This is a genomic window from Marinobacter sp. NP-4(2019), from assembly GCF_003994855.1.
GTDB lineage: Bacteria > Pseudomonadota > Gammaproteobacteria > Pseudomonadales > Oleiphilaceae > Marinobacter.
The window spans coordinates 2,988,501-3,012,255 of record NZ_CP034142.1; the positions used below are offsets into that span (position 1 = coordinate 2,988,501).

Genomic DNA, 23,755 nt, shown 5'->3' on the forward strand with positions numbered 1-23,755 from the left:
CTCCTGCGTTGCGTTTATAAACCGAACGCAGTGTAGTGTAATCCGGCAATCAAAACATCCCGGTACCACGATCTACGTAATGGGTCCGCTCCCGCGGAACCCCATTCTCAAACACCTGCCTATCCAGCGTCATACTGGTCGGCAGATTAAGAAACACCCCCTTGGCGGCCTCAATCACATTGCCGCCCTCGGGGCTCTGCCAGTTCACCCCCTCTCGCTGGAACGACAGGAAGAAATCATTGGTGAATTCCGTTGTGTCCCCTTCACCGGCTTCACCAATATCCAGGGAGCGGAGATAGCTCAGAGGCGCGCACTGCACACCGGCACTGCAGTCGGTGGTATCGCCAGCAAGTCCGAAATGGCTCGCCCGATACTGGGTGGCGTTGGTATTGGCATCAAATAAGGTCGCGGCGGTGGGATTGCCGTCGGCGTCTTTAATCTGAAGGCCAATATGGCCGCTGAAGGATGTCATATCCGCAGACAATGTGCCCCGGGCCTGCTTGAAGCCCATCCGGAAACCCGCCAGCTCATCCCCCACTTCCGCCAGCTCGATATAAGGCTTCAATCCCACAAAGGGCACCACCTCATCCACGGCGTAGGTGTTGCCATCAATCTGCACGCGGGTCTCGTCCCTGGAGATATGGCCCAGTGCGACATCCGTCGCCTGGAAATCAGCGCCGCCGTCGATACTGCCCAACGTCAGATTGTCCGCATTGACCCGGGTTTCCGCATCAATGTTCAGCGACATACGGGTGAACTGGTGAGCTCCGTCATCCAGGTTCTCGATTGTCATCAAGCCCTGCCCCTGCACCTCACTCATTTCCTGATCGGAAATGGGCTCAAGCTCGGCCTGGGCAACGGGCGCAATACCCAGGCAAACCAGTGCGAGGACAGCGTATCCATACGCATCCTGTTTCATTGTGTTGTGTCTCTGATTAGTGTCTATGAGCCTGCTACTGCATTTCCGACGCCCGGCTCACTGTCTGCGGTGTTATTGGTATTTGTACCCGCTTGGACAGGCGGCACTATTTATAATGTTTTTTTTACAATGCTTTTTATTTGTAATGTTTTGTATCTGATTGGCCGCAAATGCACTATAGCCCAGGCATTGAAGCCAATAGAGTGAGCGGGTTCACATAGGGGGATGACGGGGGATTAAAGAGGGTGGGAGTTTGATGTGGGTCACAGATGGGGTGGCTTGCCCCCTCTCCCCTGGCCCCTCTCCCGCGAGGGGAGAGGGGAATACTACGCCAAAGTTTCGGAGTACTTAGCCCCTCTCCCCTGAGAGGGGAATACTACGCCAAAGTTTCGGAGTACTTAGCCCCTCTCCCCTGAGAGGGGAATACTACGCCGAAGTTTCGGAGTACTTAGCCCCTCTCCCCTGGCGGGAGAGGGGTTGGGGAGAGGGGGAGAGGGGGAGAGGAAAGTACCTCAGTCCTGCTGCCAGCTCTGCACAGCTTCCTTACCGTACTTCTCACGCCACTCGTTCAGAGTCTTGTGATTACCGCCACGGGTCTTGACCACTTCACCGGTGTGCGGGTTCTTGTACGTCTTCATCGGGCGCTTGGGACGGGAACCAGCAGCGGTATCGACCTTGCCACCGGCAACAGACGGATCAATCGCACCCAGAATCTGCAGAACGTCTTTTGGAGACTTGTCATAAGACTTCATCAGCTCACGAACCTTGTTTTCAAACTCCAGTTCGCGTTTCAGTGCCTGATCCTGCTCCAGTTGAGCCAGTTCGGCGGAAAGCTTTTCCATAAGCTGCTTTTTCTGGTAGTAATCGTTGATCTTTGCCATGGATATAAAACCCTTATTCTATCTGATGGTTTTAATAAAACTCAGTGGCGCTCTAAATCATGGATAATCAAAAGAGCGGAGATGAGCAAAAGCCGTATAAATAGTAATAGATAACTTGATAAAGGGCAAAGTAATTTATTTACATACTGGTAATTCGCACATTTAAAGTCGCAAATCCGCCTCACCCAATGGCAACACCCCTTTGAGATCAAACAAAACACCATTGTCTTTCAGGTAAGCCCGAAGTTCCGAAGATGAAAGCGATGCATATTCACGGTGAGGCACTGCCAGCAATACTGCATCATAATCGCCAGCTTTGGGATTATCGATAAGCGACACTCCATATTCATGCTTTGCTTCATCGTTGTCGACCCAGCAATCGGTGATATCCACCTCACAACCAAACTCGCGCAACTCTTTAACCACATCAATAACGCGGGTATTGCGTACGTCCGGACAGTTTTCCTTGAATGTAAACCCCATAATCAGAATACGGGATTTAGCGATCACGTGACCTGTTTTGATCATCGCCTTGACCAACTCGGCGGCAGCATAGGGGCCCATATTGTCGTTTACCCGGCGGCCCGCCAGAATTACCTCCGGATGATAGCCAATAGCCTGAGCTTTGTGAGTCAGGTAATACGGATCCACCCCAATACAATGGCCACCAACCAGGCCGGGTTTAAACGGGAGAAAATTCCATTTCGTTCCCGCAGCGGCCAACACTTCATGGGTATCAATCTTCAGACGGGCGAAAATCATCGACAGCTCATTCATCAACGCAATGTTCAAATCGCGCTGAGTGTTTTCGATCACCTTGGCCGCCTCGGCTACTTTTATTGAACTCGCCTTATGGGTACCGGCAGTAATGATACCGGCATAAAGAGCATCCACTTCGTCGGTAATTTCTGGCGTGGAACCGGAAGTGACCTTCATAATCGTCGCTACGCGGTGTTCTTTATCGCCAGGGTTGATCCGCTCCGGGCTATAACCGGCATAAAAATCCTGATTGAACTTCAACCCGGACATTTTCTCCAGAACCGGCACACAGACCTCTTCCGTCGCGCCCGGAAAAACCGTGGATTCGTAAATAACAATATCGCCCGGCTTGAGCACCTTTCCCACACTTTCACTGGCACTAATCAACGGCGTCAAATCAGGGGATTTATAATCATCAATCGGTGTCGGAACGGTGACAATATAAATCTGGCAATCACGAATTCCATCCAGCGAATCCGTAAAAGACAAACCAGCAGAAGCCGCCAACTCCTCAGAAGACACCTCCCGGGTTAAATCGACTCCGTCTTTCAGTTCCGCAATGCGCTTTGCATTGATATCAAAACCAACCACCTCGCGCTTTTCTCCGAAAGCGGCTGCCAATGGCAACCCGACATATCCAAGGCCGACTACGGCGATCTTTTTCATAATAGAACGAATCCTGTCAGTACTGTGTCTTCAGGGAACGATTACGGAATCATTATCCCCATTAGCCCAGTCGCTTGAAACTTATTTTTCAACGCCACCTTGGCGCCCCTCTCCCCGTGCACAATCCGAATCTCTGAAGGCGGTTGCGGAATGCCGTCAACAAACCGAAGCAGATCCGATTGCCCTGCATGGGCAGAATACCCGCCCACCTGGTGAACCCGGGCACGGATAGGGTAGCGTTCACCATCCAACGCCACCCATCCGCCTCGCGGACCGTAAGTCAGAATATCCCTCCCCGGCGTACCCGCAGCCTGGTACCCGACAAACAGCACATCGTTGCGTTTGTCCCCCAGCATCGCCTTGAGATAATTCACCACCCTGCCCCCGGCGCACATGCCGGAGCCCGCCAACACCACACACGGGCGGTGGGTTTTGGCCAGGTACTCTACCGCTTCCAGGTGATCCTTGTGATCATTGATTACTGTTAGCTGCTCGAAGGACAGCGGGTGACGACCTTGTTGGACCAAATCCGTGGCTTCGGCGTCCCAGAAGGGCTTGAGGTCACGGTAGATGCGGGTGAATTCTGCGGCCAGGGGCGAGTCCACCACAATTTCGAGGTTGTTCCAGGTTAGCTGGTTTGTCGGATTACGGCTTCGCCTAATCCGACCTACGGGGGCGGACTCTTCATCGTAGGTCGAATTAGCGCCGCCCCGCGGCGCGTAATCCGACACCCCAGCCGCGATCGGCGCATCCCCAAACTCGGCAATCAAACTCTCAATTTCATACAACAACTCCTGCGTCCGCCCGATACTGAACGCAGGCACCAACACCGTACCGCCATCTTCCAGCGCATGCTCCAACACCGCCTTCAGCCGATACCGCCGGGTTTCCCGATCCTCGTGATCCTTATCTCCGTAAGTACTCTCAATCACCAGCCGATCGGCTTTCTCAGGTGGTTGAGGCTCCGGCAGCAAAGGCGCATGGGGTGCGCCCAGATCGCCGCTGAACACAATACGCTCCTGGATATCACCATCCCGGGCATCGCATTCCACATAGGCCGAGCCCAGAATATGCCCCGCCCGTTGCAACCTCACCTTCAGGGAACACCGCCCCTCCTCAAACACCGAATGCCACTGCCCATACGGCACCGCCACAATCCGCGAACGAATCAGCCCCAGTACCCGCTCGATCAGCGCCCGGTCCCGGGTAAAACCAATCTTCAGGGCATCTTCCAGGATTTCCGGCAGCATGATGGCCGAAGGCTCCGAACAGATAATCGGCCCTTCAAAACCGGCAGCAAGCAAATAGGGAATGCGACCCACGTGGTCGATGTGGACGTGGGTAACAATCAAAGCGCGGATGTGGTCAATGGGAAAATCAATGGCGAGGTTCGCGGCATTCGCGCCCTTGCTAGCTTCTTCGCCCTGGAAGAGGCCGCAGTCAATCAAGACGCCGGCGGAGCCAACGTTGAGTTCATGGCAGGAGCCGGTGACGCCGGTGGTGGCGCCGTGGTGTTGAATATCGATCATCTAAACTTCCGTGTCATTTTTTGATTATCTCAATCCCTGGTTGCATTCATTCTCACCAGGGTTTCTTCCATCGAATAAGGTGGCCACCAGTCAAGTTTATCTCGTGTATGCTGAATATCCACTTGTAGGTTTCCGCACAAGCGTTGTAACGCATCGCTTTTTCCCAGCCATTTTCCAATTGTCGTCAGCCACGAGGCCGGAACCGGTATCAGCAGAGGCGACACGCCCTTAGCCTTTGCAAGGCGTCGGATCAACTGAGTGGTCGACACGTCATCTCTATCGCTGACCAACAATATGTCATGAATAGCTCCAGGATACTCCGCACACCGCACAATCAGGTCCACCAAATTATCGATGGACACCAGACTCCGTCGATTATTGATCGCGCCAAGCGGCAGTGGAATACGCGCTGAAACCAGTCGCGTCAACGCCTGAAAATTCGCTCCAACGCCAGGGCCGTAAACCAGTGGCGGACGAACAATAGCGAAATCCATAGCGGAACCAACGGCCACCTCCTGAATAGCCTTCTCTGCTTCCCACTTGGAACGGGCATAGGCATCCGTTGGCGAAGCAGGATCATGGGCACGAAACGCGTGGCCAGGCTCTGAACTCTCTCCCAATACCTTGACGGTGCTCAGAAATATAAACCGTTTTACGCCCGCATCGACCGCTGCCTTTGCAAGCGAGGCCGTCGCCTGGGTATTAACCCGATGGTACCTTGCCCGGGCTTCCTCATCGTCCGGCCCCATCTGGTGTACCAGGGCCGCACAGTGAATGACCACATCCACACCCGACAACATCGAGGCCCAAGCCGATGGAGACGTGTCAGCGATATCCTTTACCTCAACCGCTTCGACGCCTTTCACTACCGTGCCCGAACGCGCCACCCCGCGAACCGGAAACCCTTTACTAACCAATGAGGCGCACAGAGTTTTCCCGACAAACCCGGAAGCGCCCGTTACCAACACCCGCTCAGCCATCACGTTGACCCGTCGCCACCCGGATTATGTCACCGGCCATGCGTTTCATAATCGCTTCCCGACTAAACTCATTGACGAAAGCCTCTCGCCGGTAGTGCTCTAGGGGAAGGCGGCGAAGCGCCTGTTCAGCCGCGCTCACATCGCAAGGATCAAAGACTTCAGCGCCCTCAATGCGCTCCTGAATGAAGTCTTTGGCATAGCCACTGACGCCGGCAAGAATGGGCTTGCCAAGTGCAGCATACTCAAACAGCTTGGATGGCAGTACTCGTTTGAAGGCCGGCAGATCGTTCAAATGCAAAAACAGCACAGCCGCCGACCTGTAAATATCCAGTAGCTGGCTACGCGGCACTGCGTCCACTAGTGTCACTGGTGCATTCAGTTCCCGACAACGCTCGATTAGCTTGCCACGAGTTCCACCGTCACCCACAACGGTAAATCGAGCATAGTCCCTGGTCCTGATCGCTAACTCCGGAATGATTCTTTCAAGACCCTGACCATCGCCAATGTTTCCTGCGTAAACCACTTCTGGCAAATCATCCGATTCAGCGCAGCTGCCCTCCAGACCGGAAGCCCCGGTAGACGCAATGAACTCGCTATCAATGCCATTGGTGAACAACGCATAATCCGCACGTTGGTACCGTTGCCGGAAATAGGGGAGAAACCCCTCAGAAACCAGATTCACCCGATCAGCCCGGCCCAACGCCCAACGTTCCATTCCATCAAAGAGACGGCGAACCGGCCAAAGCAAGCGCCCAGGGAATACATCGGTGATTGTTTCGACAAAGATATCCCGAATGTCCAGGTACAGCTTCGCTCCTAACCGCGGGGCCAACCAGGCCCCCAGGCATGCTGTCATGAGCCGAGAAGAAGTCGCAACAACAATGTCATAACGATCCCTGGGGATCAGATGTCTTGCCCTCCGGGCAAACTGCCCAAAGCACCGAACCTGCCCTGACAAGCCAGCAGTCGTCTCCGGCAGTGGTGCCCGATATACGGAATAATCCAGGTCTTCGTCATTGATGACGGACGGGCGGTGACTCTGATACCGGTTGGGCTCGGTCGTTACGACATCCAGTTCGACATCGCAGCCAAGCTCCATCAACGCATCCGCCATTGCTTTGGCGCGGAACGAGCCGGCACACAAGTCAGGGGGAAAATAATAACTGATCAGAAGTACCCGCAGAGGCTGCTTATCACCGGTGGGCGACATCAAGCGGCCCCTGTGAGGATGCTGTCATACATCGACACCAGCGCCTGTTCCTGTTCTTCCCAGTTCAACTCAGCGGAAGCGTTTTCCGCATTGATAGAGAACCTTTTCCGCAGAGCGGCATCGTCAACCAAGCGCTGAATCGCTGCACTTAACGCTTTGGTGTCGCCAGAAGGAACCAGCAGGCCAAGATCATGTTGCTTTACTACCCGGGCAATTTCCGGCAGGCCTGTTGCGACAATTGGCAGCCTGGCCACAACATACTCGAATAGTTTATTGGAATCCGTCGTGAAGTGATTGAGACAGGTATTCTCAATGGGTTGAACGCCGATATCGGCGGAAGCTGTATAGTATGGCAATTCCGCCAATGGCACAGTTGGAATGAAGAATACACGTGACTGTAACCCCAGCTTTTCCACCAGTGCCTTCAGTTCGCCTTCGACACTTCCACCGCCAACAAACACGAAATAGGCACCATCCACCTTAGCCGCAGCCTCGACCAATCGATCAAGCCCCCGGCCTGGCTGCAGCCCTCCCTGGTAGATCACAATCGGGTACGATTCTTCCAGCCCAAGTTCCCGGCGGAGACGATCATCCCCTTCCACTCGCACAAGCCTTGGTCGGTTCTGCAAAACCAGTGGCCTGGGCATACGATAGGCCCTGGCGAAAAACTTTGCCCGCGCCTCAGTCGTCGTAATCGAACCGGCAGCCTTCGGCATGATTGCTTTTTCCACCCAGGCAACCAACCGACCGATCTTGCGATAACCCTCACGGCCAGAGCTGATCTCATGGGCGTCGTAGACCAGTTTCGCCCCCGACAGCTTCGCAGCCAGCCAGGCTGTCGGTAACACATTTACATCGTGGGCATGCACAACATCCGGACGGCGTTTGACCAAATTCGCCAACATCAGTAAATGGGTTAACAACCGGCTTAACAACAGCGCAATCAACTCCAGTCGGTTACGACGAGCCGTATGCTTCCGAGGGCTCAATAACCGTAAACCTTGTTTTCTACCATGGCGAATCACCTCAACCCCGGAAGGTAAAAACTCCTGTTGCTGAGTATATCCCGGGGCATGAAGAGCATGTACAGCAACATGGTAACCGCCACCAGCCAATGTCTCCGCTTCATTCTTTACACGGGCATCGTTCTGGAAGGTATTCCAGACGAGCATGTCAACAACTGAGGATTCTGAGCAACAATTTTCCCCACTGTTCATTCGGACATGCCCTCTCGGAAGAGTAGTGACTCTCCCTCAACGTGATCCAAACGCTTGAGTATGGCCGGGAGTAACTCAAAAGCCTCCTCAAACTGCTGTCGCATGCTCTTCGCTTCGAACGAATAAGTAAGGGCAGCCAACTCGGCGGCCTCAGTCGATACCTTTCTAAGATCAGGGCGATGCTCAGCGGCCTGGTCAAGATAGTCAGCTAACTGGTTAAGCTGTTTTGGCCCAACACGCCATCCGGCGCCCACTGGATCAATGCTCCAGCGCCCCCAATTCAACATTTGGATGTCTGATGAAGTAACCAAGATACTGGAGGAACTAATCTCCGGATTTATCAAGGAAAGAGGTAACCTTCGGAGCTGCTCCCTCAAATCAGCGACTTTCTCGCCCAATTCATTCACCAAGTCACGTTGGCGATCTGAATTAGCACACGAAAGCAACCGATCAACAATCGTCTCATCAAGCCGTTGCCACAACATAGGTTTTGACCGACTGTATTGGAGCTGCAAACCATGGGGAAGCGAAACACTCAAAAGCCTGCCCCTAACGGACTCTGTCAGCTGCTTCATTGCGCCCCTATCAGGATGATAGCCGGCCACAATTTCATAAATAAGGCAATGCAGTTGCCGAACTCTGGTATTCGCAACTAATTTAGGGGCGGGCAAGCCATCCCAAGCCTCCCCCAAAAGGGTTGCTTCATGCAGAGCCAAAGAACTCCGGTTTCTATCGAATAACTTCACAAGGTATCGCTGTTCATTATTTCCAACAACGCTAAGGGCCGGCACATTAGGTACAGCGCTCTGATGCCATTCAATAGACCGAATACCAGCCCATGATACAACAAATTCCTCAAATACCGGCTCGAGCCAAGACTCCCGCACCTCTGGCCTGATCATATGCCAAATACCCCGGTCCTTACTCCCAAGTTCCGGTTGAAATACTTTTCCATGAAAAAAGAGAGCTTCCAGTTTTGGTCGCTGTTTACTGATGGCGGAAACATCCATAATGCCAGTATTTATTTTTTGCAGGATCATTCGGCTTGCCAGCAGAGAAATAATGGCAACAATAACGCCGGGAGGAGTCAAAACGATGAAGTCTAATACCAGAAAGCCAAACGATACGAAAAAGCCGACGCCGGCTAACAGGTTAAGCGTCGAAGACAAATTGGATTCCAGCCGCTCCCGGACATTCTTGTTGAACACCGCCCCCGCCCACAACAGCGCGACACAGCCAATAAAATAGCCAATAATGACGATAGCCATTTCTGCATAAAAAACAGCCAACCCAGTAAGGGCCAAGCAAGCAAACACACCGCCGGCCAATGCCCGGGAGAAACGCTGATAGGCATTTGCAGCCATATCATCCTGATTTTCAAACAGTACCAGTTTATGACTTTTCTTAAGCAACTTACGGGTCGCCTGCCCTGTCACATTGATCACAAACCGCTCAGCTATCAAATGAACAATAAAAAAACCAACCGTTACCAGGCTAAAAGCGGCAATGAGCGCATCCTTCCCGTGCACTTTTAACTCTTCAGGCAGATAGCGAGGCATGCTCTCGGAACCAAGCAGAATAACAACCTTTAATGGGAGAAACGACGCGAGAAGCATGGCGACTTGGGATACCAGGGCCAATAACACAACTACGCCAGTCAACCATGGAACAACCCGCCCTATTTTTGCCCCTAGGGACAAGCTCCATCTCAATGACTGCAATGCCGCTCCCATCATGAAGACTGGTGCTCAACAAATGATAAAAGTTCGGTGGCCCTGACCTCCCAGGTATTCCGCTTAAGGAACTCCACAATATGGGCCTTGTCTGGAGCGGATTCACAAACCTCAACTAGGGCACAGCAAAACTCCTGGACGGAGGAAACTGTTCTCGTGGCTGGGTAGTCGTTAATCTGTGGCATCTGAAAAGATACCACTGGCAACCCAAATGAGAGGTACTCATAGATCTTGATAGGGTCTACACCGTCTGCCAAAGGACCCATCTTGAAGGGTATGATAGCTGCACTCCAACGGCCGGCGAACTGATACAACTGATTCCAGGGTTTAGGGCCGAGCAGTTCGACGTTATCCGGCAGCGTCAATCCATGCGGGGCTGAGTGGCCGATGATCTCAAACCGGTAAGCGGAACAACGTTCCGCTATCTCGCTAAAAGCTTCCCAGTCAAACCAGGCACCGGCCAAGTGGCCAAAATAACCCACGATTTTCGGGTCACGTTCTGGCCTGTGCTCATAATCGCCGGGCAGAAAATCGGCCTCTACCGCATTCGGCATCAGCTCCACCCTGCTACCAGGTGAAAGAGCAGACATCTTCGCAACCAACGGTTGTGAAACACAAACTGTTGCGTCAGTACCTCTCACCAACGTGTTTTCAACGTCTGCATCAAACCAACGCGCCATTCCAACTTTGCTGAACTCTTCCCAGTCATCCCGGCAATCGTAAAGAACAGTCCAGCCATTCTTACGAAACGTTGCTATACTCTTTTCAATGCCGGGATAGGGGTAAGAGATAATGTAAAGCTTTTTAGTATCACCCAGCTCTTCGAAGGCAATGTCATCCAACAACTGCAACGTAATATCTACCGGAGCCTGAACCAATCCCTCCGTGGAATAGTCCGGAAGCGCTTCGGTATAGCGGGAGCGATGATAGCTGAAAAAAACCGACGCGCCCAGACGTAATAGAGCCTCAGTTTGACGGATTGGCCGGTTACCCCGAGTCCCCTGGATATAGGTCGTCCCTGAAAACAAAAACACCAGCGGGCCTGAATTGGGATTGGACTGTAAATGCTTGGCAAGCTGCCGCCATTGCCTGGAGACTGTCTCATATTGACTGCTTCCAGGCTGTGGTGGACGCTTCTGCTGCCTCACATCACGGGCCAGGTGCATAAGATCAATTGGTAGGCGAAATAGAAGCCTCGGAGAGCGACAAACAGAAATCAATAGCCTGCCGAGACGGTAGCTACTGCTGTTAAGAATCTGGCGATGTTGCTTTTCCAGGTCACTTAGTTCCTGTTGAAGCTCTTCCCGGGTTTTCATCCCCACTACTGCCCTCCAAGGAAATTCAAAAACGACTTCACAAACGGGCCAGCACCATAACGGTCACCAAGCTGCTTGTATACTTGTTCCACCAAGCTCTCCCGATTCGCCAATGCTTCAACATTCTGCGCTGCGCGCGCAACCTGCTCAGGGTCCCAGATATCGACCAAGTGGACCAAGGGCGAAGAGGGAAACACTTCCCGGAACACAGGCAGATCATTTGCAATCAACGGACATCCGCACAACAGGCTTTCCGCAGCGGCCATTCCAAACGATTCGTCCCGCGACGTTACCAACATGGCACCACCACTTAAGGCGCAGCGTTTGTATAAGCTGGCTAACGTCGTATTCTCAACGCGATCCAACCAGCTTACGGAATCGGAAATCCCCAGCCTGAACGCCAACTCAAAGAACTCTTCGGCCTGTTTTGGCGGAGCGGTATAACCACCCACGACATACAGTTGAATGTTACCGAGCAAATCCTTCAACATTCCTGCATAAACTAGCGCCAACCGCCAGTTTTTGTGGTTATCCAACTTACCAACCCACACAAATTCACGGCTGGTTGGCTCTCCCCCAAAATGACTCGCTTTGACATGGGGATAGAAGACCTCAGTATTCAGGATATTCGGCACAACCTGTATTTTTGCAGCCTCCCCCAACCGCTGACCCACAAGACGGGAGGAATAATCTGTTGGAACCATGACACCATCAAGCTGCCTCGCATCCAGATCCAGCAGATAACTCAGTCCGGTGTCCGTTGTGGTGTGCACATCCAAATAAACCGGGTTCTTGCGCAACATTGAACCTGACGCCGACTTCAGGAGCTCGGGTGAATCAATCACAACAACCGCATCGAACCGCTCCTGGCGAACAAGTTTTTGGAATGACACCCCTGAGCCAAAGAAAATGCGGCTGCGCGCCCCCAGTAACTGACCTAATCCATTGTCTTGGCTGAAGAAGAGACTGGCTTCATGCCCAGCTTTTTCCAAGGCGTCCTGTCTCAATAGCAACTGAGTAGAGACGCCACCAACTATACCGTAGCGATAAGCATATAAAAGCTTCATGTCCCCTGCTCACTTCTATACTCATCAGAATGACTTGCAATGTAATTTTGTTGTGCTGTATCAGTGCAAACATCACGCTTTTCTGGCCACCAAAAAACGTTCCAGCCTTTAAACCGTAGCCGCTGTATACGACGGGTTATAGCTGGGCTAGCAAGCCTGAGAACGAGAGTGCCGGCAGGGCGATCGCTGTCAAGAATAGCAATTAGGATAGAAAGGTCATCTGAACAAACTATATCTTCCCCCTTAAGAACTTCGGGAATTTGAGTTCCGAATACAACCGTATCCGCTGATCGACTCTCCATCCCAACGACTACCTGAGAATTAGAATGTGTAACTTTGGGTGTATTAACATTGCGTCTCAGCCGTAAGAATGTGACTACTATTCGGGCTAATACGACTATACTCCGAAACCTTGGAGGCCAAGCCTCTAGCACCCAACCACCAACTCTATAACGAAGACTAGCTCGGATAGCGCTAATCTCCGCCTCACGGGAATTTAAATCTTCCTTTAAAGCTTGGATCAAATATTCGCGCCAAAGAGGTTCATGTTTAGCCACGCAGGTCGTCCTGATGGTTTAGAAACCAATCATAAGTTCGAGCCAAGCCATCTTTTAGATCGACATTGTAAGTCCACCCCAAGCTTTTCAACGTTTCAACATTCAGAAGCTTGCGGGGGCTACCATCTGGTTTGGAGGTATCAAATATAATATCTCCTCTAAATCCAACTACTTCGGCCATAGTATTCGCTAATTCAGCAATCGAACAATCTTTACCAGTACCAACATTAATGTGACTAAGCATTGGCTGAGTGTGGGTTTCATAAGTGGCCTGATCTAAGTTTGCGATGAATACCGAGGCTTCAGCCATATCATCAACATATAAAAACTCACGCTTGGGCTTACCACTCCCCCAAACAATGACATCAGAACTTCCGGAAGTTTTAGCTTCATGGAATCGGCGCATCATAGCAGGAATAACATGAGAGTTGTCTTTATGAAAGTTATCATTTGCCCCATAAAGGTTGGTTGGCATAACACTTCTATAACGTCGTCCATACTCACGATTGTAACTTTCGCATAGCTTGATACCTGCAATCTTTGCTATAGCATAAGGCTCATTAGTAGGCTCCAACTTTCCGGTTAGAAGAGCATCTTCTTTCATCGGTTGCTCAGCGAACTTAGGGTAAATACAGGAGGACCCCAAGAACAAAAGATCATCAACATCGGCCATGTGAGCTGCATTTATTACATTGCATTCAATCATTAAGTTTTCATATATAAACTGAGCTGCATAGTTATTATTCGCTAGAATGCCTCCTACCTTTGCGGCGGCAAGATACACTTGGTCAATTCGCTCTTGTAAGAAAAATGAGCTTACCGCAGCCTGATCTGTCAAATCTAATTCACTTCGATCACGCAGAACCAATTCGATATTGGACTGGTTCTCAAGTTGCCTCACAATAGCCGAGCCAACCATGCCCTTATGGCCGGCAATAAACACACGCTTAATCATAATTAGTTTTCCAAAGATACGGGCACATCATGGCCTAATTTCTTGAGTAGGGCGTGCCGCTGAGCCACTTTCAGGTCCTCAGCAACCATTTCCGCACACATTTCCTCAAGTGTAATTTCCGGAATCCATCCAAGCTTTTGCTTAGCTTTACTCGCATCACCTAGCAAAGTTTCCACTTCAGCTGGCCGAAAGTAACGAGGATCCACGCGCACAATTACATCCCCGGTTTTCAGGGCTGGAGCCATGTCGCCCGCAATGGAGTCAACTATACCGACCTCTTGTAGGCCCGCCCCCTCAAAACGCAGTGAGATCCCAAGCTCTCTAGCCGACAAAGTGATAAACTGCCGTACAGAACATTGAACACCTGTTGCAATAACGAAGTCTTCCGGCCACTCTTGTTGCAACATCATCCACTGCATTCGCACATAATCTTTCGCGTGTCCCCAGTCCCTCAATGCATCCATGTTTCCCATAAAGATGCATTCCTCAAGGCCTTGAGCTATATTCGCTAGCCCACGAGTAATCTTTCGAGTTACGAACGTCTCACCGCGACGAGGCGATTCATGATTGAACAAAATTCCGTTACAAGCATACATACCGTAAGCTTCGCGGTAGTTAACCGTAATCCAATACGCGTAAAGCTTAGCCGCTGCATATGGCGATCGCGGATGGAAGGGGGTAGACTCATTTTGTGGCACCTCCCTCACCATGCCGTAAAGTTCAGATGTTGAAGCTTGGTAAAAGCGCGTTTTCTCTTCCAACCCTAAGAGCCGGATTGCTTCCAACAGACGTAGCGTTCCGAGAGCATCCACATCAGCCGTATACTCAGGGGATTCAAATGATACCGCCACGTGAGACTGAGCGCCTAAGTTGTATACCTCATCCGGCTGGATTTCTTGAACTATTCGGGTCAGATTTGAGGAATCCGTTAAGTCACCATAATGCAGGATAAATTGTTGGCAGTCAGCGTGAGGGTCTTGGTAAATATGATCCACTCGCTGAGTATTGAACAAGGACGCCCGTCGCTTGATGCCATGAACCTCATACCCTTTTGCAAGAAGGAGCTCCGCAAGGTAAGACCCATCCTGCCCAGTTACACCAGTAATAAGTGCCTTTTTCATAGATAACAACTCAAAAAGAGTAATTGAATTTTTTTAGATCATTCGCATAGAGCTTTTCTACAGTATCGACTAATCCTTCGTCAAAATAAGACCTATAATGCTCTCGATGCTTCGACTGAGCCTTGTGAGGAAGCGTTTTATAATTAATCTTCAGGAAATCACATACTTTCCTAAAATCATCCTCTAAACTCTCGAACTTACCAATAAAGTCTAGCTCTTCATCTATAATATTGCCATAAACTTGCCCAGCAGCGTGATTCTCACATATCACCTCTGAACGTTTATAAAATCGATAGTCATATTCCACAACCTTGGGATAACCATACTTTTTCTTATACCACTCTATATGCTCTTGCGTTAATCGATCCGATATCGAAGTGCCATAATACATAGATGAAAAGTTTAGAAGCGAAACAACCCTATCAAATGGATTCCTAACAAACGCAAACTTAAAGTAATCATCCCAATAATCCGCATATAGCTTCTTAGCCTGGCTCGCCAATAGATGCTTTGTCTCCTTTTCATAGGCCCACCAGTTACCGCCAAAAATTAACTGCTCGACACTGGTTCCCCCAGTTCTTGGAATGTGTATAAAAATACACTTATGCTGATGTGATATCATATTAATACAACCTCTTAATGTTTAATTCAGCCTGCACTGCACCCAAGTCGATGTTTTCGAGGGAATCAAAAGAAGCTAACTCATCGTACAAGTAATAAAAGCTCACTCCTCGCTCTAAGAACTTAATAAATACACCATCGGTATACATACCAGCCTTAAAAAAACATTCTCGGGCCCAAGGATCATCACTTACTGGTACTTTATCGGGCTCTTGCCGATGACTACGATGGATTGGTGACCAAACCTTGATATTTTGACGAGCCGCTGAGGCTAGCTTCAAAGCCACACCAGTAAAAAAGCTCTTCGATCCCACAAAGTACTTGCATCGCCCCATACTCCATATATCAACAATGGCCTCTTCAGCGCTATAAAGCCTGTCAATTTCAGACTCATTACAATGCATCGCCCCTTTCCCAAGACCGAGATAAGACTTATCAGTGGAGATAACTTTATCACCATAGCGCTCCTGGAACTTATGTAACACTCGAAGGCAGTCCGTACACACTAAAACTTTTGAAGTTGGCGACTGCCTAATAAAGCTATCAACCTGACTAAAAAACCAATTTATGTCCGGAGGAACCACAGTAGGCTCCCCATTGCCGTGCCTGAAATGAACGGCAATGGCATTGTCACCCAATTCATATTTATTAATTCTCGCTAAAATATGCGCAGAAGGCTTTAGGGAGCGAACAACATGCTCACTTTCCTCTTTAAACTCTGGCCAATGCCACCAACTACTGTCTCTGCTTATTATTACTGTATTAAACTTTTCTTTTAGATTGTTAATTCCAAATTCTTTAGCAAGATCGGTGGAAATATTTGACAAATTCACTCCACCCACAACGCGATAAGGCATAGTTTTCTTATAAAACTCCTGCCATGCAGGTGGCCATACTTTTGCACCATCGTCATATTTTAAAGAAATATCATTAAGCGGATAATCAAAAAGGTGCTGAAATATGTCTCGATCAGCGACACCATAAACACCCTCTTCCCAATCTACAACCAACTTTGCGTTTAAGCGTTTGGCAAGCATTATTGCAGTTACAAGTACCGCAATATTCCCACCCATACCATAATAGCCTTTGGCAATGACTTTCAAACCAAACTCCTTTAGTTAGCGCTTCTCATTTGATTCAGCTGCCCAAAAGGAATCACTACCACCTAGTGCCTTGAACAGCGCCAACTCCTGATCAATTATTAATTTTTTCCCTACTTGGCTTCTCGCCCGATGTGCAGCGGCAGCAGATAGTTTCAGAAATTCTGTTTCTGACCTGTAAACATCACTAATTGCCTTAGCCATCCCTTTATAATCGCCGTCTTCCGCTAATAGGCCACAACCTTCATCAATAAACTCAGGAATAGCCGTTACTCGATTTGTTACCACCGCCAAGCCGGAAGACATTGCCTCATCCTTCGAGACACCTTGGGCGTCCATTCGAGTCGGGCACAGAAATATTCCATATTCTTTATGAAGCTGAGCTATTTCATGTTGACTTAAGAAACCGCGCCTAATCTCTACGTTTGCATATTGCCTCAGAGGCTCAAGGACCGTATCAAATAAAACGCCATCACCGACAAACAGAAACTCCAAATCCGGGAAAAAGCTTTCTCTGGAAAGCTCCAGAACGGCTTTCACACTAAGATCGTTAGCATATTTTGGAGACGCATAAGGACGTATCGAAAGAATCTTTTTACGCTGTTCCTGACTCTTAGGCACGTAATTGAATAGTTCAGTATCCACAGGATTGTGAATGACCTCATAACACTTGCTTGAAAGCACGACGCCCACGTCTTCCATAACTTCGTTAGCAAAATAGTTGGATACAAATACAAAATTCAGGTTTTCGGGAGGATCAGCAAAAATCGATCTCCAAAACTCCAATCGATCTGTGCTTTCTTTCTTCGCCTGCTCCAAGGCAAACTCGTCAGCATAATTATACTCGCGGCGCCACCATGGCTGAATTTCTGCGCCATGAATCCATACAGTTACTTTTATTCTTTCAATCTGCGTTTTGAGAATAGACCACATTTCTTTGTCAAGAAAGTGAACCAAAATGTGTCTATATTTTCCTGAGCTGAGGACTTGGCGAAGAGATGTTTCGGAGCCGGACATCACGTCTACTCCCTGAAACTCATGATAATTTATCTCTTGCCCCTGCCTAAGGCGAAAAACATCAACTCCTACACCCCGCTCTGCATAAGCCTTGACACGGGTGTGAACGAACCCATTGCGATAAAGATCATCATAACTAGGGTAATGATTGGTCAACAGCAGCACATCAGATTTTCCAAAGATGTGGCCAGGCTCAAGGCTCTTATACCCGAAAATCAGTCGCCGCACTGTCGTTGTGCCCCCGGCATACACCCGCAGCCCCAATCTCAGAGCAGAAGCATTTTCGGGCACATTGACCACCGCGTTTCTATTGGCCGGCTCAATATAGTGCTTAATCTTTTCGCCAGCGCCATCAAAAAACAAAACAACAAGACTCAGGTTCAACCCCGGATCCATTTCCAGATGGATCGGAAGGCCCTGATTACGAATCGCTCCAATATCTATCGCCAGCCGCTCTATAGAAATGCTTTCCGGACAATAAATGTACTCATGCTGCCCATCGTTCAGTCTCGAGACTATATTCAGATACAGCCCATCCAACTCTGCCTCTATTGCCGGGTTTTTGGAGACCCGAATAACAGTGGATGTATCCGAAACTGTATGTTGATCAAGATGATCCGCGTATGACCCCTTCCGGGTAATCATGCGGCCCAACAATGCACCGGACAACGCATGACTTCCATTCTCAACATCTTTCTTGGGCAGGGCGGACTCTGCAGCCCTATTCAGCTCTTCAAGTGGAAGGCCATGATCGAGGTCCAGATCATCCACCTGGCTCCTAATCTCAGCAGCAGCCTGCCCCTCGGGCATATCAGCACAATAGTTGAAGCGATCAATCGAAAACTGATCTTGGAGTTCATACCGCCAACTTTCCAACCCGTCCAGCCATTCGGAGGCTTTGATTTCACCTGCAGCCGTAATCTGAATTGCAGAGGACCGGGCAAACAAGATATCCGCTGGCCTGTACTCTGTACCGGCATGAACAAGTTCGCAGATACCGTCACTCCAGTGGTATGAAGCCCACTTACCTATGGCCTGGGCCACTCGGTACCGGGTTGTCAGTGCAATATCCCGGAAATAGTTGGGACCGTAATAATCCCGATTAGAGGCACCTGCGATCCACTGGGAGCCCTCTGCCAAATCCGCGAGACTCTTACCTTGCAGTTGCTCGTATGGAAGCCAAGTGACTCGCTGGCCTTCGGCTGTCTTCAACACAGCCAGCTCATCCGTCAACTCTGAATCATGAACAATGGTCAGGCTAACGTCCGCTCCCTGCTGACGCTTCCACTGTTCCAGCAACGTGATGGCATCATGCTTCGAGTTTGCCACGCCAATCATGCGGAAAGTGGGTAACTGCACTTTTCGCTCCGTACGGGTAATCCGGGCTAGTGCATAGTTGAGACGATCCTCGTATGTATGCTCACTCAACACCTTCCGCAACGCTGCGAGCCGAACGCGGTCGACTTTATCACCTGCCTCCATGGACTCGAGCTCACTGACCAATTGCTTGCCACTGTCACTGGACAACACGAGGTCTCCAAACATCAAGCGGAGCCCCCGGGAAAAGTTGCTGACTGTCAAGGTATTGGATGCCAGCAGCTCATAAACCCGCCGCGCAAACATAGTTTGCGACTGTTTGATCGAATTCAAATTAATGGCGTAACGATATCCCTTGTATGCCTTGTCGATTTCGGAGAACGGCAAAGTCCCAACTATGTGCGGTCGGAACGCTTCCGGAAAGGCGTAGTCAGGGTCGTCTTTACCGTAATTCCTGTCATAAATTTCCAGGGGGCGATATTCGGGCAGGGTTCCTACAAAGCCCTCCAGATCTCGCGCACGCTCAGGATATCGAGCGTAATATGCGCCAGCAAAACAAAAGGCATCTTTTCGAACATACTTCTCAAATGGATTGTGCTCACGCGGCTGACATGCAAAAGGTAAAAAATAAACCTCATTGTGCCCCAAAACGGCCTTATATCGAGGCACACAATCGATATCCGTGGTAAAGACAAAGTCAAAAAGGCGTGCCGTATTCAAAAATGTCTCGAAGTGAACCGGGTCTTCTTTGTTCCAGAATACGGTTGGAACATTTCTTTCCCGACACCAGCGCAGAATTTCCTGAAGCTCCTGGCTAGTGTGCCCCACTTTACTTCCCCAAAGCTGGTCTTTGCCCCGCCAGGCAGATTCGACGAACAACAGCTCAGGCTGGCACTCTTCCAGCTCCACCCGCCAGTTCGCTGGGGTCAGTTGGTTAAGCTGACATTCGGGTGCGTAAGACGACCAAGTGAAGTCATCCATAATGCAAGCCACCCTAAGCTCCTTACTGGATTTAGTCTGCAGGGTGTCGGTCTTCAAAGCATTCAGATTGCGTGGAGGAACTATCGACGGATTAACAGCTAAGCGCGACTCATCAGACAGACGATGCTTTAACAATGCTCGAATATAAACTGGTGAGCGTACCAGGCGGACACCTAGGCGCAGCACAAGATTCCGAAGACCACCCGGTGTTTTGGCGCTGCGTTTCACCCTCGACAGGTGCTTTCTCAATACGTACGTCAGGGACTGCTGCGCCACAAGCAGTTTATCCTGTAGGAGTTTATTCTCTTGGTTTAGCCTACTTTCTCGCTCGACAGATTCAAACAGTTCTTTTCTGAGGTCCTCTACACGCTGCCGGATTTCACCATGATTCCTGTTAACCTCCCGGTATTTCAGGTTAGACTGGTTCAAACGCTCTTTGGTGTCTTGCAATTCTGCGTCGCGTTCATATAAGGCCTCTCGTAATTTAACGAGAGTTAACTCAGGTTGGTCATTAGTTCCAATTTTACTTTTATGGATAAATAAATGCGTTGGCGTTGCATTATATGTCTCATTGTAGATATAACCCTGGGAACCAACCCATTGTGCAATTAAGTGAAAATCCTCTTTCTTCTGGCATTCAATATAGAGTAGTGGCTTGTCCCGGGTGAGCAGTTTTTTGGCCCCTTCCAAAACATCCTGCTCCATCCCCTCCACATCAATCTTAAGAGCAGCTACCGGCCCATCAAGTTCAAGATCATCCAGCCTGATCACCTCGATGCCAGCGCTATCCCCATCTTCGACCAATAAGGACTGAGCGCCCAAATTCGCCTCATCTTCATGGGCGAATCTCGCACTACCAGTTGCAGAACCCACACCAACATTATGGACCCAAACGGTATCCGACAGACCGTTTGCTTCAATGCTTTGCTGCAAGGCTCCGCAAAGCATCTTATTTGGCTCAAACGAATGCACCCTGCACCCAGTAACAGCCGCCAAATAAAGAGTGTGGTTACCTATGTTTGCGCCAACGTCCAGCACCAGATCACCGGCTTTCAGGCGACTGGACATGCTTCTCAACATTGAGTGTTCGTAAGGTTCGCCGGAACTGGAAATTTTTCCCTGGATGTAATCGGTTTTCCAGTTTGGCAGGGCGATCACGTAATCGACCCCATCAACCGAGAGAGTTTTGATATCTGGAGTGTCAACGCTCATAGTAACCCAATCTATAATGATGTTATGTCGTGCCGCGAAGAGCCCCTCAAGCCTCCCACACACCCCGGCAATCAATGATTAATCGCTCAGCCACATTCTCTCGTCCAATTTGAGTAAAGGGTTTGTGGTCAACCAACATGACAAGAATATCGGCTTGAGCCAATGCTTGCGATGCACCCACTAGCTCTGCCCCTTCAAGCTTGGTATCTGGCAACGACGCTATATTTGGTTCAACTACCAACAAGCCACCCACATGCTTATCCAGAATCGCCTCAGCCACCCGCAGCGCCGGACTCTCCCGCAAATCATCAATATCCGGCTTGAAGGCCAGACCAAAGCACGCGATCGTTACATCCCTGGCGGTCTTATCCGGATTGGCTGTCAGGAACTGACCAACAGCCTGCTGAACTTTCTCCAGTACCCATTGCGGCTTGCCGTCGTTTACCTCACGGGCAGTACGAATCAGTCTTGCCTCATCAGGGGTTTCGCTGACGATGAACCACGGATCCACTGCAATGCAGTGGCCGCCCACACCAGGGCCTGGCTGCAGGATATTCACGCGTGGATGACGATTGGAAAGGCGGATCAGTTCCCAGACATTGATGTCCAGCTTGTCACAGATAATGGACAGTTCATTGGCGAAGGCGATGTTCACATCCCTGAAACTATTTTCCGTTAGCTTGGCCATTTCAGCGGTGCGTGCGGTGGTGGTGATACACTCACCTTCCACAAAAATGCTGTATAGCGATGCCGCTGCTGCGGAACACTTGGCGGTCATACCCCCGATAACCCGGTCATTCTCCACTAGCTCCCGCACCACGTGGCCCGGGAGTACACGCTCGGGGCAGTGGGCTACACGAATATCCGAATCCTCACCGTGGGTTTGGGGGAAGGTCAGGTCCGGCCGGGCCTCAGCGAGCCACTGGGCCATTTGCTCTGTGGCGCCAACGGGCGACGTAGATTCCAGAATCACCAGGTTGCCTTTCTCAAGCACCGGGGCAATGGCCTTGCTTGCTGCTTCGATGTACGTCAGATCGGGCACATGGTCGTTACCATTTTCTGCTTTAAACGGTGTTGGTACCGCAATCAGGAAGGCATCCGCCGGCTCAGGTACAGTTGTCGCTCGCAGGCAACCTTCGTTTACAGCCGAATGCACCACAATGTCCAGCTCGGGCTCAACGATATGAATGTCGCCACGGTTAATGGTATCCACGGCGTTTTGATTGATATCCACGCCAATCACATTTTTACGACGCGACGCGATCACCGCTGCTGTAGGAAGACCAATGTAGCCAAGCCCGATAACTGAAATCGTATCAAAGTTCATAAAAACCCGGTCTCAAAGAAAGTAAAGGTTAGTTGCTGCGCGTAGCTAGAAGGGCATCTAGAATTCGCGAACAGGCTTTCCCATCACCGTAAGGATTGTGGGCAAAGCTCATTTCCCTGTAGGCAGCCTCACTGTTCAGAAGCTCACCCAGTTCCGTGACAATTTTCGCCACGTCCGTGCCAACCAGCTTCACCGTTCCAGCGTCCACCGCCTCAGGACGCTCGGTGGTATCGCGCATAACCAGTACCGGCTTGCCCAGGGAAGGCGCCTCTTCCTGAATGCCACCCGAGTCGGTCAATATGATGGACGAGCGGTTCATCAGGTAAACGAATGGGAGGTAATCTGTTGGCTCAATCAGATGAACGTTATCTAGCTTGTCCAGAAGGCGATGCACTGGCTCTCGAACGTTTGGGTTCAGGTGCACGGGGTACAACAGATCAACGCCTGGATTCTCTTTGGCAACCTGGGCGATTGCCTCGCAGATGCGCTCGAAACCGCCTCCGAAGCTTTCACGGCGGTGGCCGGTAATCAAAACAAGGCGAGCCTCAGGCCGCAGGAACGAAAACTCAGCCTGCATCCTTTCCAGCAAGGCATGGTCGTGGTCCAACTTTTCCACAACCTCCAACAACGCATCTATAACCGTATTGCCGGTGACAACGACATTGGCTTGGTTAACCCCTTCCGCCAGGAGATTGTTCTTCGATGTTTCTGTTGGCGCAAAATGCAGCTTGGCCAATGCCCCGGTCAATTTGCGGTTGGCTTCCTCTGGCCAGGGAGAATAAAGGTTTCCCGTTCTCAGGCCAGCTTCAACATGTCCAACCGGAATTTGCTGATAGTAAGCAGCTAAAGATGTCGCGAAGGTGGTTGCTGTATCACCGTGCACCAGCACAATATCGGGCTTTTCCTCGCGCAGAATTTCCCTCAACCCACTTAAAATGGCGCAGGTAACGTCGGTCAGATCCTGGCCCGGCTTCATTATATTCAGATCATGGTCCGGAGTTATTTCAAACAAATCCAGAACCTGATCCAACATTTCACGGTGCTGCCCCGTCACACATACGCGGGATTCAAACCGCTCATCGGCACCCAACGCCTGAACAAGCGGGGCCATTTTGATGGCTTCCGGCCGGGTACCAAACACACACAAAGTTTTCATATATCAACAAGACTCCAATCTTCACCTAACCGGGCAGAGCTCTAAAAAGGCGAGTGCCAAATAAATTAGCCGCGAAGTCTATCACAGCTTGAGATGTCAATTCAGGCAGAGAAA

At 50.3% G+C, this 23,755-nt stretch carries 17 protein-coding genes; all 17 read right to left on the reverse strand.

Translation table 11 applies throughout. The annotated features are described in order from the left end of the window. Window positions 1-49: 49 nt before the first annotated feature. Window positions 50-919, reverse strand: coding sequence for a hypothetical protein (locus tag EHN06_RS13625; RefSeq protein WP_127333088.1), 870 nt, complete (start codon window positions 917-919; stop codon window positions 50-52). Between the two features lie 512 nt (window positions 920-1,431). Next, window positions 1,432-1,800 (reverse strand): histone-like nucleoid-structuring protein, MvaT/MvaU family, encoded by a 369-nt coding sequence (locus EHN06_RS13630; protein ID WP_127333089.1) that lies wholly within the window; start codon window positions 1,798-1,800, stop codon window positions 1,432-1,434. Window positions 1,801-1,962: 162 nt separating this feature from the next. Further along, window positions 1,963-3,225, reverse strand: coding sequence for a Vi polysaccharide biosynthesis UDP-N-acetylglucosamine C-6 dehydrogenase TviB (gene tviB, locus EHN06_RS13635; RefSeq protein WP_127333090.1), 1,263 nt, complete (start codon window positions 3,223-3,225; stop codon window positions 1,963-1,965). 41 nt (window positions 3,226-3,266) lie between these two features. Beyond that, window positions 3,267-4,754: an MBL fold metallo-hydrolase RNA specificity domain-containing protein gene (locus EHN06_RS13640; protein WP_127333091.1), complete on the reverse strand. Its 1,488-nt coding sequence runs from the start codon at window positions 4,752-4,754 to the stop codon at window positions 3,267-3,269. 29 nt (window positions 4,755-4,783) lie between these two features. Continuing rightward, window positions 4,784-5,734, reverse strand: coding sequence for a UDP-glucose 4-epimerase family protein (locus tag EHN06_RS13645; protein ID WP_127333092.1), 951 nt, complete (start codon window positions 5,732-5,734; stop codon window positions 4,784-4,786). Beyond that, window positions 5,727-6,944 carry a glycosyltransferase family 4 protein gene (locus EHN06_RS13650; protein ID WP_127333093.1) on the reverse strand — a complete coding sequence of 406 codons (1,218 nt, stop codon included), beginning with the start codon at window positions 6,942-6,944 and terminating at the stop codon, window positions 5,727-5,729. Before EHN06_RS13650 ends, EHN06_RS13645 begins: the two co-directional genes overlap by 8 nt. Beyond that, window positions 6,944-8,161 (reverse strand): glycosyltransferase family 4 protein, encoded by a 1,218-nt coding sequence (locus tag EHN06_RS13655; RefSeq protein ID WP_228257309.1) that lies wholly within the window; start codon window positions 8,159-8,161, stop codon window positions 6,944-6,946. The genes EHN06_RS13650 and EHN06_RS13655 overlap by 1 nt, the downstream gene beginning before the upstream one ends. Next, window positions 8,158-9,882, reverse strand: a complete 1,725-nt coding sequence (locus EHN06_RS13660) for a hypothetical protein (protein ID WP_127333095.1) — start codon at window positions 9,880-9,882, stop codon at window positions 8,158-8,160. Before EHN06_RS13660 ends, EHN06_RS13655 begins: the two co-directional genes overlap by 4 nt. Before the next feature lie 11 nt (window positions 9,883-9,893). Next, on the reverse strand, window positions 9,894-11,210 hold the full coding sequence (locus EHN06_RS13665; protein WP_127333096.1) for a glycosyltransferase: 1,317 nt from the start codon (window positions 11,208-11,210) through the stop codon (window positions 9,894-9,896). Between the two features lie 5 nt (window positions 11,211-11,215). Next, entirely contained in the window at window positions 11,216-12,277 is a 1,062-nt protein-coding gene (locus tag EHN06_RS13670) for a glycosyltransferase family 4 protein (RefSeq protein WP_127333097.1), read from the reverse strand. Window positions 12,278-12,826: 549 nt separating this feature from the next. Continuing rightward, a complete protein-coding gene (gene fcl, locus EHN06_RS13675; RefSeq protein WP_127333098.1) occupies window positions 12,827-13,789 on the reverse strand; it encodes a GDP-L-fucose synthase in 963 nt (320 codons plus the stop codon). 2 nt (window positions 13,790-13,791) lie between these two features. Beyond that, window positions 13,792-14,910 carry a GDP-mannose 4,6-dehydratase gene (gene gmd, locus EHN06_RS13680; protein WP_127333099.1) on the reverse strand — a complete coding sequence of 373 codons (1,119 nt, stop codon included), beginning with the start codon at window positions 14,908-14,910 and terminating at the stop codon, window positions 13,792-13,794. Window positions 14,911-14,920: 10 nt separating this feature from the next. Beyond that, on the reverse strand, window positions 14,921-15,532 hold the full coding sequence (locus tag EHN06_RS13685; RefSeq protein WP_127333100.1) for a sulfotransferase family 2 domain-containing protein: 612 nt from the start codon (window positions 15,530-15,532) through the stop codon (window positions 14,921-14,923). 1 nt (window position 15,533) lies between these two features. Next, window positions 15,534-16,634: a nodulation protein NodZ gene (locus EHN06_RS13690; protein WP_127333101.1), complete on the reverse strand. Its 1,101-nt coding sequence runs from the start codon at window positions 16,632-16,634 to the stop codon at window positions 15,534-15,536. Between the two features lie 15 nt (window positions 16,635-16,649). Further along, on the reverse strand, window positions 16,650-21,158 hold the full coding sequence (locus EHN06_RS13695; protein WP_127333102.1) for an FkbM family methyltransferase: 4,509 nt from the start codon (window positions 21,156-21,158) through the stop codon (window positions 16,650-16,652). A 46-nt stretch (window positions 21,159-21,204) separates the two neighbouring features. Beyond that, on the reverse strand, window positions 21,205-22,485 hold the full coding sequence (gene wecC / locus EHN06_RS13700; protein WP_127333103.1) for a UDP-N-acetyl-D-mannosamine dehydrogenase: 1,281 nt from the start codon (window positions 22,483-22,485) through the stop codon (window positions 21,205-21,207). A 28-nt stretch (window positions 22,486-22,513) separates the two neighbouring features. Next, window positions 22,514-23,641: a non-hydrolyzing UDP-N-acetylglucosamine 2-epimerase gene (wecB, locus tag EHN06_RS13705; RefSeq protein WP_127333104.1), complete on the reverse strand. Its 1,128-nt coding sequence runs from the start codon at window positions 23,639-23,641 to the stop codon at window positions 22,514-22,516. Window positions 23,642-23,755 lie beyond the last annotated feature (114 nt).